Annotated in this window: 13 protein-coding genes, 1 pseudogene and 1 riboswitch; of the genes and pseudogenes, 12 read left to right on the forward strand and 2 right to left on the reverse strand. The window is 37.7% G+C overall.

What is annotated here, in order from left to right:
• Positions 1–468 precede the first annotated feature (468 nt).
• Both ACZ48W_RS11460 and ACZ48W_RS11465 read left to right on the forward strand, forming a co-directional pair.
• The gene (locus tag ACZ48W_RS11460) at positions 469–2064 is read left to right on the forward strand and encodes an IS1182 family transposase (protein ID WP_464828216.1); all 1596 of its coding nucleotides are present in this window, start codon (positions 469–471) and stop codon (positions 2062–2064) included.
• 129 nt (positions 2065–2193) lie between these two features.
• The gene (locus ACZ48W_RS11465; RefSeq protein ID WP_464828216.1) at positions 2194–3789 is read left to right on the forward strand and encodes an IS1182 family transposase; all 1596 of its coding nucleotides are present in this window, start codon (positions 2194–2196) and stop codon (positions 3787–3789) included.
• Between the two features lie 77 nt (positions 3790–3866).
• On the opposite strand, the gene ACZ48W_RS11470 is transcribed toward ACZ48W_RS11465, so the two are convergent.
• Complete coding sequence (locus ACZ48W_RS11470; RefSeq protein ID WP_464828654.1) at positions 3867–5198, reverse strand: Na+/H+ antiporter NhaC family protein; 1332 nt, start codon at positions 5196–5198, stop codon at positions 3867–3869.
• Positions 5199–5290: 92 nt separating this feature from the next.
• On the opposite strand from ACZ48W_RS11470, the gene ACZ48W_RS11475 reads away from it, so the two are divergent.
• Both ACZ48W_RS11475 and ACZ48W_RS11480 read left to right on the forward strand, forming a co-directional pair.
• Positions 5291–5986 (forward strand): L,D-transpeptidase family protein, encoded by a 696-nt coding sequence (locus ACZ48W_RS11475; protein ID WP_464828655.1) that lies wholly within the window; start codon positions 5291–5293, stop codon positions 5984–5986.
• Between the two features lie 48 nt (positions 5987–6034).
• Complete coding sequence (locus ACZ48W_RS11480; RefSeq protein WP_464828656.1) at positions 6035–6772, forward strand: dienelactone hydrolase family protein; 738 nt, start codon at positions 6035–6037, stop codon at positions 6770–6772.
• Between the two features lie 5 nt (positions 6773–6777).
• Here ACZ48W_RS11480 and ACZ48W_RS11485 read toward each other — a convergent pair whose 3' ends face one another.
• Complete coding sequence (locus tag ACZ48W_RS11485; RefSeq protein ID WP_464828657.1) at positions 6778–7668, reverse strand: energy transducer TonB; 891 nt, start codon at positions 7666–7668, stop codon at positions 6778–6780.
• A 384-nt stretch (positions 7669–8052) separates the two neighbouring features.
• Between ACZ48W_RS11485 and thiS the strand changes: the two genes are divergently transcribed.
• The 8 genes and pseudogenes from thiS (at position 8053) to ACZ48W_RS11525 (ending at position 13545) form a co-directional block, all read left to right on the forward strand.
• On the forward strand, positions 8053–8250 hold the full coding sequence (thiS, locus tag ACZ48W_RS11490; protein WP_464828658.1) for a sulfur carrier protein ThiS: 198 nt from the start codon (positions 8053–8055) through the stop codon (positions 8248–8250).
• Between the two features lie 46 nt (positions 8251–8296).
• Positions 8297–8413, forward strand: a riboswitch (TPP riboswitch).
• On the forward strand, positions 8411–8572 hold the full coding sequence (locus ACZ48W_RS11495; RefSeq protein WP_464828659.1) for a hypothetical protein: 162 nt from the start codon (positions 8411–8413) through the stop codon (positions 8570–8572). Its footprint overlaps the riboswitch before it by 3 nt.
• A gap of 13 nt (positions 8573–8585) precedes the next feature.
• Positions 8586–9113 (forward strand): annotated as a pseudogene (locus tag ACZ48W_RS11500) (hydroxymethylpyrimidine/phosphomethylpyrimidine kinase family protein); the annotation flags it as partial.
• On the forward strand, positions 9106–9876 hold the full coding sequence (locus tag ACZ48W_RS11505; protein WP_464828660.1) for a thiazole synthase: 771 nt from the start codon (positions 9106–9108) through the stop codon (positions 9874–9876). The pseudogene ACZ48W_RS11500 and the gene ACZ48W_RS11505, both read left to right, overlap by 8 nt.
• A complete protein-coding gene (gene thiH / locus ACZ48W_RS11510) occupies positions 9869–10996 on the forward strand; it encodes a 2-iminoacetate synthase ThiH (RefSeq protein ID WP_464828661.1) in 1128 nt (375 codons plus the stop codon). The genes ACZ48W_RS11505 and thiH overlap by 8 nt, the downstream gene beginning before the upstream one ends.
• A 134-nt stretch (positions 10997–11130) precedes the next feature.
• Positions 11131–12423, forward strand: coding sequence for a glutamate-1-semialdehyde 2,1-aminomutase (gene hemL, locus ACZ48W_RS11515; RefSeq protein WP_464828662.1), 1293 nt, complete (start codon positions 11131–11133; stop codon positions 12421–12423).
• A 302-nt stretch (positions 12424–12725) separates the two neighbouring features.
• Positions 12726–13016 (forward strand): AtpZ/AtpI family protein, encoded by a 291-nt coding sequence (locus tag ACZ48W_RS11520; protein ID WP_464828663.1) that lies wholly within the window; start codon positions 12726–12728, stop codon positions 13014–13016.
• Positions 13003–13545, forward strand: a complete 543-nt coding sequence (locus ACZ48W_RS11525; protein WP_464828664.1) for a hypothetical protein — start codon at positions 13003–13005, stop codon at positions 13543–13545. The genes ACZ48W_RS11520 and ACZ48W_RS11525 overlap by 14 nt, the downstream gene beginning before the upstream one ends.
• Positions 13546–13571: the final 26 nt, after the last annotated feature.

The raw sequence follows: 13571 nt of genomic DNA on the forward strand, positions 1-13571 counted from the left end.
TGTAGGGGCAATCCCTTGTGGTTGCCCATTTATTTTTGATGGGCAACCACAAGGGATTGCCCCTACGGTGTTTTCTCCTCGTTACGTCTCTCTGAGGCATAAATGGATATTGAGATATGGGTTTATGATAGCCATCTAGCGATGGATTTTGATTTATATTTGTTATGTATTGAAGTAGGCATGACACCTCAGGAGAGACTGTGAAAGAACCCATGGAAGTGGAGACTTCAGTCCCACCAAAAAGCTTTTTTGCCTAAAAAAGTTTGTATTTAATGGAAAATATTGCTTTTTCTGTCAAAATAATCTAAAAATATGCAAATATTTGGGTGAGGCTGAAGCCTTCACTTCCGGGGTACCTAGTTCTTTCACAGTCTCAGGAGAGACTGTGAAAGAACCTAAAATTCACCCGTCTCAAACCCCTAAAACAGTATAATAGATATACACAAGAAGCATAAATTGGGTATATCTATGAGCAATATCTATAAACAAGGTCTTAACCGTAAACAACAACAATTTTTTCCACCAAGCATCGATGAGTATGTCAGCCAAGATAATCCAGTAAGAGCGATAGAGGATTATGTAGAGCTATTGGATATGGTAGAGCTTGGATTTACCAAAGCTGCACTTGGTAGTGCTGATGGGCAACCAGCCTATCATCCAAAACTCCTTCTAAAAATCTATATCTATGGTTACCTCAATAAAATAAGAAGCTCCAGAAAACTAGAGAGTGAGATAAAAAGAAATATAGAGATAATGTGGCTGTGTGCAGGGCTTACTCCAAGTTATAAGACTATAGCTGATTTCAGAAAAGAGAATGCTAAAGCATTAAAAAAAGTCTTTAGAGAATTTGTACTACTGCTTAAAGAGTTAGACCTTATTACAGGTAAAGTTGTAGCTGTAGATGGAGCATTTCTTAGAGCCAATGCATCTAAAAATCAACTTCTACTAAAAAAGAATCTGCAAAAAGATATTGAAGCAATAGATAGTAAAATAGAGAGCTATTTAAAAAATTTGGAGTTTGAAGATGCAAAAGAGAAGAGAGAGCAAATACTCAAACCTCTCTCCAAAGATAAACTTCAGACAATGAGAGAGAAAAAATCTAAACTTGATAAAGATTTGGCTCTGCTTGAAGAGATGGGAGTTACACAATACAATAGAACAGACCCTGATGCAAGACTCATGAGAAAACCAGCCCATAACCTAATGGCATACAATTCTCAGATCGTAGTAGATAACAGTTTTAAATTTATTGTTGCTACAGATGTAAGTTCAGAAAATAATGACTATGGAAAGCTACACGCTATGGCACTGCAAACAAAAGAGATAACCCAACAAGATGATCTTACTATTATTGCAGATACAGGATACTACAGTGCTAAAGAGTTATCTAAATGTAAAGATGATAAGATAAAAACATGTGTAGCTATCCCAAACAAACAAAGCAAAGCTAAAAAGGATGGTTACTTTACTCAAGATGATTTTACATACAATGAAGCCAAAGATTGCTTTATCTGTCCAAACAATAGAGAGTTACACAAAAGCCCATCATTCAATACTAAAAAAGATGGCACTAAATACTACTTCTATAGAGCAGGAAGTAAAACATGTAATAGCTGTCCACTAAGAGATAACTGTATCCCACCAAAAACAGCATATAAAAGGGTTTCTGCCTCTGAGTATTTTAAAATCATACATGAGCATAAACAGATGATGCAAACCAACAAAGCCAAAGAGCAGATGAAGCTAAGAGCTTCATTAGCAGAGCATCCCTTTGGCACTATCAAACAAACATTGGGTTGGAGTCACTATCTTCTAAGAGGTCAAGAGAAAGTTTCTAGTGAGAATGCTCTGATCATGTTTACCTATAACTTTAAAAGATTACTCAATCTCATAGGGATAACTCTGTTTAAAAAACTTATTATTGCCATAAAAGAAAGAAATATAGCAGCTATAAGAGCAGAAATAGAAGAGTATATCGCTCATTTTAGGCTTAAATTGGTCTATTTTTTAAATTTTAGAGGATTAGATTGGTTAAAGCCGAAAGGCTTGAAAATATTGGCTTGATTGAGAAGTCTGAAAGAGAGGTTCTTTCACAGTCTCAGGAGAGACTGTGAAAGAACCTAAAATTCACCCGTCTCAAACCCCTAAAACAGTATAATAGATATACACAAGAAGCATAAATTGGGTATATCTATGAGCAATATCTATAAACAAGGTCTTAACCGTAAACAACAACAATTTTTTCCACCAAGCATCGATGAGTATGTCAGCCAAGATAATCCAGTAAGAGCGATAGAGGATTATGTAGAGCTATTGGATATGGTAGAGCTTGGATTTACCAAAGCTGCACTTGGTAGTGCTGATGGGCAACCAGCCTATCATCCAAAACTCCTTCTAAAAATCTATATCTATGGTTACCTCAATAAAATAAGAAGCTCCAGAAAACTAGAGAGTGAGATAAAAAGAAATATAGAGATAATGTGGCTGTGTGCAGGGCTTACTCCAAGTTATAAGACTATAGCTGATTTCAGAAAAGAGAATGCTAAAGCATTAAAAAAAGTCTTTAGAGAATTTGTACTACTGCTTAAAGAGTTAGACCTTATTACAGGTAAAGTTGTAGCTGTAGATGGAGCATTTCTTAGAGCCAATGCATCTAAAAATCAACTTCTACTAAAAAAGAATCTGCAAAAAGATATTGAAGCAATAGATAGTAAAATAGAGAGCTATTTAAAAAATTTGGAGTTTGAAGATGCAAAAGAGAAGAGAGAGCAAATACTCAAACCTCTCTCCAAAGATAAACTTCAGACAATGAGAGAGAAAAAATCTAAACTTGATAAAGATTTGGCTCTGCTTGAAGAGATGGGAGTTACACAATACAATAGAACAGACCCTGATGCAAGACTCATGAGAAAACCAGCCCATAACCTAATGGCATACAATTCTCAGATCGTAGTAGATAACAGTTTTAAATTTATTGTTGCTACAGATGTAAGTTCAGAAAATAATGACTATGGAAAGCTACACGCTATGGCACTGCAAACAAAAGAGATAACCCAACAAGATGATCTTACTATTATTGCAGATACAGGATACTACAGTGCTAAAGAGTTATCTAAATGTAAAGATGATAAGATAAAAACATGTGTAGCTATCCCAAACAAACAAAGCAAAGCTAAAAAGGATGGTTACTTTACTCAAGATGATTTTACATACAATGAAGCCAAAGATTGCTTTATCTGTCCAAACAATAGAGAGTTACACAAAAGCCCATCATTCAATACTAAAAAAGATGGCACTAAATACTACTTCTATAGAGCAGGAAGTAAAACATGTAATAGCTGTCCACTAAGAGATAACTGTATCCCACCAAAAACAGCATATAAAAGGGTTTCTGCCTCTGAGTATTTTAAAATCATACATGAGCATAAACAGATGATGCAAACCAACAAAGCCAAAGAGCAGATGAAGCTAAGAGCTTCATTAGCAGAGCATCCCTTTGGCACTATCAAACAAACATTGGGTTGGAGTCACTATCTTCTAAGAGGTCAAGAGAAAGTTTCTAGTGAGAATGCTCTGATCATGTTTACCTATAACTTTAAAAGATTACTCAATCTCATAGGGATAACTCTGTTTAAAAAACTTATTATTGCCATAAAAGAAAGAAATATAGCAGCTATAAGAGCAGAAATAGAAGAGTATATCGCTCATTTTAGGCTTAAATTGGTCTATTTTTTAAATTTTAGAGGATTAGATTGGTTAAAGCCGAAAGGCTTGAAAATATTGGCTTGATTGAGAAGTCTGAAAGAGAGGTTCTTTCACAGTCTCAGGAGAGGTGTAACGAGTTAAGAGTAATGAGTAAAATTCATTTATACCGTCAGCCACCCGGTAACCAAAAACGCCACAGAAGCCAAAGCTCCACCGATCAAAGCATATGGCAACTGTGTCCTCACATGCTCCACATGGTCACATCCTGCTGCCATAGAGGAGATAATGGTGGTGTCGGAGATGGGGGAGGCGTGGTCGCCAAATATCCCTCCGCTTATGACCGCTGCAATGACCAGAGGGATGTCCAGACCCATGGTTGCACCCAGTGCCAAGCCTATGGGCATCATGATGGAGAATGTTCCCCAGCTTGTTCCTGTAGAAAATGCAGTGATGCTGGCGACTATAAAGATGAGAAGTGGCATAAGTACAGGGGAGATGTTGCCACTAAGCAAATGGGCCAGGTATTTGGCTGTTCCCAGGTCACCAATGACTTTACCAATGAAAAGTGCAAAAAGCAGTATCATCACAACGGGTATCATCTCTCCCAAACCTTCGTAGAATCCTTTAAAATAGTTTTTGTGAGAGAGCATTTTGGTACTGACATAGTAAACGTACATAAAGAGCAGGGTAATGATGACAGCGTAGTAGACAGAGGTAGAACCGCTCCCTTTAAAGATATCTCCTTTTCCTGTAAGGTAAAGCCCGGCAGGGACGGCCAGGACCATTACTGCAAGAGGTAGCAGCATAGGAAAGGGTGTAGATTTTCCTTTATGTTTAATATAGTCTTCATGGTAGCTTTGAGGTATGGCATCTTTCATAGGTCCTATATTAATATTTAAAAATATAACAACCAGTACAATTGCTAATGTTATAAGTGAATAAAAGTTGTAAGGAATGGATGCAATAAGCAATGAGACACCGTCCCCGGTAATGACATTTGAGTCAATAGCCGTGACAATAAGCCCCAGGAGTAATGCTCCCCAGGCATTCAGAGGGATGAGTGAACAGATGGGAGCAGAGGTGGAGTCACAGATATAAGCCAGTTTCTCTCTGCTGACCCCATTCTTGTCACAAAGCGGTTTGGCTACGGTCCCGGCTACAAGAGAAGTGATGGATGACTCTATAAAGATGACCACACCTATAACGTAAGCCAAAAGCATTGCACCTTTTGGCGAGTCTATCTTTTCTGCCTTTGTACTCAAATAGGTGACGAAACGGTTGACTGCCCCGGAGAGGGTAAGCAGTTTTATGATCGCACCGATCATGAGTGCAAAAAGAAGTGTTTTCGCTATCCACCCTTCTGATAAAAGCTCAATGACTCCGTCAAAAAGAGAAACAAATGCTGTAAGAGGGTTGTACCCGTTTAAAACAAGTAATCCTGCAAAGATACCGCCCAGGAGAGAAACGATGACATCTTTTGTTATAATAGCCAAAATGATTGTTAGCAGCGGAATTGCTATTGATAATATTCCATATTCCATCATAAGTACCTAATTAATATATTGATTCAAAGGATTATAACACAATGAAAAAGATTTTACTTGGATGTATATTTACACTGATATCTTTAAATGCCCAAATACCGGATACGAAACAACTTTTAGTAGTAACAACAAAAAACTGGTCTACACCAAATGGTTTGTTGCAACGCTATGAGAAAGAGGGAAAGAATTGGCATAAAGCAGGCAAAGCGATCAATATCAAACTGGGAAGAAATGGATTAGGCTGGGGAAGAGGCCTGCATACCATCCCTAAAGATGCAAAATACATCAAAAAAGAGGGAGACGGAAAAGCTCCGGCAGGTATTTTTACACTTAAACAGGCATTTGGCTATCAGCCTTTTGACGTGAAATATCCTTATGAAGTTTACAGAACCACAGACCATTGTGTGGATGATGTCAATTCAAGGTTTTACAACAAGATCGTAGACAGTACCAGGGTCAGAGCTGATTATAAAAGTTTTGAGCATATGAAGTTTCCTAAAGACTACTACAAGTACGGCATTGTGGTAAATCATAACCATATAGATGAAGAAGGGGCCATCAAAGGTGCAGGTTCATGTATCTTCATACATATCAAGAAAGTACCTACCGCTGGCTGTACAGTAATGAGTGAAAGTGAAATGAAGGAGATCATTAAGTGGCTGGATGCTGAGAAAGAGCCTTTACTGATACAGGGGACGGAAGATGCTGTGGAGAACTTGAGGAAAGAGATCAGATAATTTTTCTGCATTATGGTAGAATGTACTATATGCATGGAAGGATAATCTATGAAATATCTATTATTATTTTTAACCCTGATATCTCTACTCACAGCCCAGGATTACAAAAAGATAAAATTTCCTTCTAAAGACGGTTTACCTATTTCTGCACATCTTTATAGTGATGATAATAAAAGTAAGCCTTTTATATTGTTACTCCATCAAGCCAATTACAGTAAAGGTGAATACCTTGAGATCGCACCAAAACTAATGCAAATGGGCTTTAATGTCATGGCAGTAGATCTACGTAGTGGAGATACTGTAAACAATATAGTAAATGAAATATCAGACATAGCACTTGAAAAAAACCTGGATATTTCATACCTTGCGACTATCCCTGATATCGAAGCTTCATTGGCATATAGTAAAAAGCATTTAAGTCAAGGAAAATTGCTCCTTTGGGGTAGCTCTTACTCCTCAAGTTTAGCACTCTACCTGGCTAGTGCAGATGAAAGAATAGATGGGGTTCTTGCATTTTCACCAGGAGAGTACTATAGGAAAAGAGGTAAGAAGTTCATAGAAAATCATGTAAAAGGGCTAAATATACCGGTTTTCATTACCTCTGCTAAAAATGAAAAAAAGTACTGGTGGAATATCTATAACGCTATACCGTCACAAGAGAAAACGTATTATCTCCCTCAGACTAAAGGGGTACATGGAGCAAAAGCACTCTGGAAGAACAATCCATCCCATGAGGGATACTGGAAAGCAGTCAATGATTTTTTACAGAAGTTCATAAAGATTTAGATGATTTAGTAAATACTGTACTGTACATAAAAAGTGATCTTCGTTTTACTCTTAGGTCGTGGATAATCCTTATACGCGATACGTATCACCTCTAAAGTATTTTGATCCAAAGCAGCGTAGCCTATGCGTCTTTTGAGTCTTAGTCCGGTAATGTCACCGTTGGGATGCAGGTAGAAGGTAACCACATTCGTACCCTGTTGCTTTGTTCTTACTGCAACATCCGGATAGCCGTTTACAGTAAGGGTACGCTGGGTGATCTGGTGAATGCGTCCCAGGTTGTTCTTGATGAATTTCTTTTGGCTTGGGCTGAAGGTATTGAACTCTTTCCCGTAGAGCTGTTTTATCATCTTTGTAACATAGCTGCCGGAGGATGCCGGTCGGCTTGCAGGGTACATGGAAGTACCCGCACCCATAAGAGCATTGGCAAGAGGGTCTTTTAATCTTCGCTGTTTTTTTCTCTTTTGTACTTTTGTAACTTTTGTACGTTTGATTACTCTTTTTTTTGTTTTTTTCTTCACAACCTTTTTCTTTAGCACTTTTTTGGGTTTCTTCTTGACCTTTTTTTTAACGATCTTTTCCTCTTTTTTAGGTACTGCTTTTGTAACATTGTTCTCTTCACTCTCTTTTTTTTCCACAACAAGGCGTTTTTTCTCATCTAAGATCTTTTTCTTGACTGGTGGTGTGGGTGGTATGACTTCTTTGGCAGGCTCTTTCTTGACAGGTTGGGGTACAGGAGGTTTAACGGGTACAGGTTCCGGCCGGGAAGGAGTCGCTGCAGATTTTGGTGCAGGTGGAGGTACAAACTGCGAGAGATGAAGGCTGATCTTTTGCTCTTTGCCGGCAGGAGGAGGGAAAACTACTTCCTTAAAGGTCACTACAAAAAGCAATATTATCAAAAGATGTAACAATACAGATAACAGTATCCCTTTAAATGTTCTGATAATCTACTCCTCTGTGTAGTCCTAAGTGCTGTTGTTGTATAATCACCGCAATTATAACAACTAAGTATTATTAAAGGGTTAACAGTATGGCATATGACAAAAGTATAGCGGCATTTGAGGAAGCATATAAAGTGATACCAGGGGCATTGGCTCACCTGTAAGAGCATTTTCCGGAGTAGAGGGTACACCACCGTCCATTGAAAGAGGTGAGGGTGGATACCTTTTTGATATCGATGGGAACAAATATATCAACAAAGAGTTAAATAGAGTGAAAACTCTAATAGACCCATCATTTATGGAAGAGAGATTTAAAATGGCATGTTTTAGAAAAGAGGATAGATGAGAGTTGTTGTAAATGGTAAAAAAAGAGATATAAAATCATCTACTATTTTAGAATTATTAAATGAGTTAAATTTGTCAAATAAAGTTATGGCAGTAGCTATAAATATGGAAGTAATTAAAAAAGATGAATGGAAAGATTTTTTAATAAAAGAGAGTGATAAGATAGAGTTAGTACAATTTGTTGGTGGAGGGTAGCTTCAAATTTTTTTAAGTTTATAGTAGTAGAATTCCAACTACTTACAATTGTCTGTGGGGGTGCTAAATATTGGCTGAGATCATACCCCGGTGAATCCAATAATATGGATTCCGTGAACCTGATTCCGATAATGCGGACGTAGGAAATAAGGAGATACCATTGAGTACAATACTACTGAGTACAATACTACAAAATTTAGATGATATAGACTCCTCTTATATAGAGAATTTTCCAAATTCAAAAAAGATATATATACGAGGAAGCAAGGATGATATTCAAGTTCCCATAAGAGAGATTACTCTTACTCCAACCAAACCATAAGTTATCAAGTAAAGATAATGTAGAAATTCTGTCTACTTTTTTAGAGGGAGTATCTTTGCCTATAGTTTTAGATACTTCTTTGATATCAAGTAGTGGGCAAAAGCTTTTAAATGATGATGCTAAAAGAAGTTTTATAGATAAACTTATACCAAAAGTAACACTTTTGACCCCAAATATACCTGAAATCATAGAGTTTGTTGGATATGAGATAAAGAATTTAGAGGATATGAAAAGAGCTTCTCTAAATATATATAAGCTTGGGTGTAGTGCTATTTTGTTAAAAGGTGGACATTTAGGTGGAGATGCTATAGATTTGCTTTATGATGGAGAGAGTTTTACTCTATTTTCAAAAGAGAGAATTAACTCAAATAATACTCATGAAACAGGCTGTACTCTCTCTTCATCAATTACAGCAAATTTAGCTAAAGGATTAGATTTAAAAGGCTCTGTTTATTTGGCAAAAGAGTTTACATTTAGTGCTATAAAAAGAGGTTTTTTTATAGGAAAAGTTAACCATTTTAAGGATGAAATAGATGAGTGATGTATTGAAGATAGGTGATATAGAGTTTAGCAATAGACTTTTTACAGGAACAGGAAAATTTCCAGACAAAAATGTTATACCAAAAATCTTAAAAGAGAGTGGCTCAAAGATGATAACAGTAGCCCTAAGGAGAGTTGATCTTTTGATGCCTGAGGAGAATATACTAAATTTCATCCCAAAAGATGTAGTATTGCTTCCAAATACTTCAGGGGCTAGAGATGCAAAAGAGGCTGTGATGTTAGCAAAACTTGCAAGAGAGGCTGGATGTGGAAATTTTGTCAAGATAGAAGTTATAAATGATATGAAGTATCTATTTCCTGACAATGAAGAAACTATAAAAGCTACAGAGATTTTAGCTAAAGATGGATTTATAGTCCTTCCATATATGATGCCAGACCTTATAAGTGCAAAAAAACTAGAAGATGTGGGGGCAGCAGCTGTTATGCCACTTGGGTCTCCCATTGGTTCAAATCAGGGTTTGCAAACAAGAGATATGATTAAAATTTTGATAGAAAATATCAAAGTGCCTATTATCGTTGATGCCGGGATTGGTAAACCATCACATGCTAGTGAAGCTATGGAGTTAGGAGCTGATGGGGTTTTGGTAAACTCTGCTATAGCAAATGCAGGAGAGCCTGAAGTGATGGCTAGAGCATTTTCTCTATCAGTTGAGGCAGGGCGAATGGCTTATCTGGCGAAGATGGCAGAAGAGTCAGCTTTTGCAAATGCTTCCTCTCCTTTGACTGGTTTTTTACATGAGTGATTTGAAAAGATATGACTCTTTTGGAGAGATTTTAACAGAGTTTGAGAGTTTTGATTTTAATGAGTATTTTGAAAAAGTTACCTATATAGATATAGAAAAGAGTCTAAATAAAGAGAGTTTGAATGAATTTGATTTCTTAAATCTTCTGAGTCCAAAGGCTAGTAAATACTTAGAGAATATGGCAGTTATAGCTAAAAAAAATAGAATGAGGCATTTTGGTAGGGTTGTTCAGCTATATCTTCCTATATATGTATCAAACTACTGTAGTAGTAATTGTGAGTATTGTGGATTTAGCAAAAGAAATAGGATAAAAAGAAAACATTTAACTAAAGATGAGATGGAAAAAGAGGCAAAAACCATAGCAAAAACAGGTATAAAACATATACTGTTACTAACAGGAGAGGCTAGGGCTATAGCTGATTTAGAGTATCTTAAAATGGCAGTTAGCGTTCTAAAAAACTACTTTAGTTCTATCTTTATAGAGGTATATCCTATGGAAGTAAAAGAGTATATGGAACTAAAAAAAGAGGGAGTTGATGGCTTAACTGTATATCAAGAAGTTTATGATAAAGAGATATATCAGCAAGTACATACTTCAGGTGAGAAAACAAATTATAGTTATAGATTAGATACTCCTGAGAGAGGTGCTAAAGCTGGTTTTAGAGCTATAAATATAGGAGCACTATTTGGACTGGGAGAGATAAAAAAAGAGGCATTTTTTAGTGGGATTCATGCTAAGTATCTGATGGATAAATATATAGATACTGAAGTCTCCATATCTCTACCTCGTATAAATAGAGCTGATGGGGATTTTAAACCTTTAGATGTACTAGATGATAAGAGATTTGTTCAGTTTATGTTAGCTTACAGAGTCTATATGCCAATGATCGGCATAAATATCTCAACTAGGGAGAGAGACTCTTTTAGAGATAATCTTATAGATATAGGTGCGACAAAGTTTTCAGCTGGGTCTAAAACAGATGTTGGAGGTTATAGCGATATAGACAGTTCAACACCTCAATTTGATATATCAGATAATAGAAGTGTGGGAAAGATAGTAAAAATGATAAAATCAAAAGGGTATCAACCACTTTTTAAAGATTGGGAGTCAATAGCCTGAAAAAGAGATTACCTGATGGGCTATATGGTATCCTTTAAATGTTCTGATAATCTACTCCTCTGTGTAGTCCTAAGTACTGTTATTGTATAATCACCGCAATTATAACAACTAAGTATTATTAAAGGGTTAACAGTATGGCATATGACAAAAGTATAGCAGCATTTGAGGAAGCATATAAAGTGATACCGGGAGGTGTTGACTCACCGGTAAGAGCATTTTCCGGAGTAGAGGGTACACCACCATTTATTGAAAGAGGTGAGGGTGGATACCTTTTTGATATCGATGGAAACAAATACATCGATTATGTACAGAGTTGGGGACCACTTATCTTCGGTCACTGTGATGCAGAGATAGAATCTTCTGTCATAGAAGCGGTTAAAAGAGGTCTTAGCTTTGGTGCACCTACAACAGTGGAAACAGAATTGGCTGAAGAGATCGTTACACTTTTTGACAGTATCGACAAAGTACGTTTCGTAAGTTCGGGAACAGAAGCGGTTATGTCTGCCATCCGTTTGGCTCGTGGCGTAACGGGTAGAGACAACATTTTGAAATTTACAGGATGTTATCATGGACACTCTGACTCACTGCTTGTTCAGGCAGGTTCAGGTCTGGCAACTTTTGGAGCACCTTCAAGCCCGGGAGTACCGGCTGATCTTACGAAACATACACTGCTTGCTACTTATAATGACATCGAAAGTGTACAAAAATGTTTTGCAGACTCTCCGGATGACATTGCATGTGTGATCATCGAACCTATTGCAGGGAATATGGGACTTGTACCTGCAGATGAAGAGTTTTTGAAGCAGCTTAGAACGATCTGTACAGAGCATGGAACACTGCTTATCTTTGATGAAGTGATGAGTGGATTCAGGGCATCGCTCAAAGGTGCTCAGGGCATCTCTGCTGTTAAACCGGATATGGTGACACTTGGTAAGGTGATCGGGGCAGGTATGCCTGTGGGCGCCTTTGGTGCAAGTGCGAACATCATGGCACATCTTTCACCGGAAGGTCCGGTCTATCAGGCAGGAACACTCAGTGGTAACCCTGTAGCCATGGCAGCAGGTCTTAGCAGTCTTAGAAAACTCAAAGCAAACCCAAGCATTTATGTGGAACTTGGCAACAAAGCCAAAAAACTGATGGATGGTTTCAAAAAAGCAGCGGATGCTGTCAGCGTACCGATGGTGACAGATGTAAGAGGATCTATGTTCGGATTCTTCTTTTCAGACAAGCCGGTAAAAAACTTCGATGATGCTTTGGCAAACGATACTGAACTTTTTGCAAAGTTCCACAAAGGTATGCTTGACCGCGGTGTGTATCTTGCATGTTCATCGTATGAAACAGGGTTCATCTGTGCAGCCACAACAGATGAGATGATAGAAGAGAGTATTAAAGCGGCGTATGAGACGTTGGCGGAGATCAAAGCCTAATCATTCCAGACTGCAAGTGAGATTTCCTCTTGCTTTTTAGAAAAGTGCCCAATGGAAATGCCTTTGGGGTAAAGTAAAATCATCATAGCTCTCGATGAAATCCCGTAGGAACGAGGACAATCGCCTCGCTTTTCTGGGACTAAATCCCGATACCCTTCGTCGCTAAAGCGTAAGTGGGGGTGCAATGGCATTTACTATGAGATGATAGAATAAGAAAATAATTTAAGTGAATTTCTCTTCGCAAGGCGAAAGCTTTAGTGAGAGGAATTTAAAAGGAGCTTTGCTTCTTTTAAAGGAGATATATGATGAATAGGAATGAAGAACCTAAACTCAAAAAAGTAGTAGATGCAGCTGATGGGTTAAGCCTTGGTATCTCTATGGTGGTTGCTGTACTCATCGGTGTGGGGATCGGTCTCGGGCTGCGTAGTCTTACAGGGGCAGGGTGGACACTCTGGATCGGTGTATTCATCGGTGTCGGTGCAGCGATCCTGAATGTTTATAAAGCCTATGCAAAGCAGAAAAAGTCCTTGGATGAACTTGCAAAAGATCCAAGATACAACTATAAGAACAGACAGAAAGATGACAAGTATTAATATGAAAATACTTAAAACACTCGTTGCAGTCGATATTTTAATTATACTTCTCTCTGTGATATTTTTTGATATTAAAGTACTTTTGAATACCCAGATAGGCTTTTTTTCCGCCTTTTTGGTGATGTTCGCTTCCATGAGAAGTTACCGCCGAATGGTAGATGCCAGAGTAGAGCACAACATCATTACTGTAGATGACAGCAAGGATGTCATAGACAAACTTGAAGATCCGTATGACCTCTACAGTGAAGAGGTCGTAGAAGAGGAAGAGAAACCTCTGGTAGAAGTGGTCAAAGAGGAACGTAAAAAGCTCAAAGCAAACCGCCGTTCACTGGGACAAACCCTTAAAGATACCAAAGCAGCACTCTCTATCTACCGTTTGGGAGCATATGTAGTACTCATTTTGGGGTTCATGTATTTAAACCGTCATGGTCTGCTTCATATTCCCAGTTATATTTTGGCATTGAGTGTACCTATGGTGGTTGTTGTGTATATACTTTTAGAAAACAAAGAAAAACAAACCCAAGATTAGATAAAATAAGTCCAGGTAACACTTAG

The organism is Sulfurovum aggregans (assembly GCF_055385215.1).

Coding starts and splice junctions, on each gene's coding strand:
- ACZ48W_RS11460 (WP_464828216.1), top strand. CDS start 469: ATGAGCAATATCTATAAACAAGGTCTTAACCGTAAACAACAACAATTT.
- ACZ48W_RS11465 (WP_464828216.1), top strand. CDS start 2,194: ATGAGCAATATCTATAAACAAGGTCTTAACCGTAAACAACAACAATTT.
- ACZ48W_RS11475 (WP_464828655.1), top strand. CDS start 5,291: ATGAAAAAGATTTTACTTGGATGTATATTTACACTGATATCTTTAAAT.
- ACZ48W_RS11480 (WP_464828656.1), top strand. CDS start 6,035: ATGAAATATCTATTATTATTTTTAACCCTGATATCTCTACTCACAGCC.
- thiS (WP_464828658.1), top strand. CDS start 8,053: ATGAGAGTTGTTGTAAATGGTAAAAAAAGAGATATAAAATCATCTACT.
- ACZ48W_RS11505 (WP_464828660.1), top strand. CDS start 9,106: ATGAGTGATGTATTGAAGATAGGTGATATAGAGTTTAGCAATAGACTT.
- thiH (WP_464828661.1), top strand. CDS start 9,869: ATGAGTGATTTGAAAAGATATGACTCTTTTGGAGAGATTTTAACAGAG.
- hemL (WP_464828662.1), top strand. CDS start 11,131: ATGGCATATGACAAAAGTATAGCAGCATTTGAGGAAGCATATAAAGTG.
- ACZ48W_RS11520 (WP_464828663.1), top strand. CDS start 12,726: ATGATGAATAGGAATGAAGAACCTAAACTCAAAAAAGTAGTAGATGCA.
- ACZ48W_RS11525 (WP_464828664.1), top strand. CDS start 13,003: ATGACAAGTATTAATATGAAAATACTTAAAACACTCGTTGCAGTCGAT.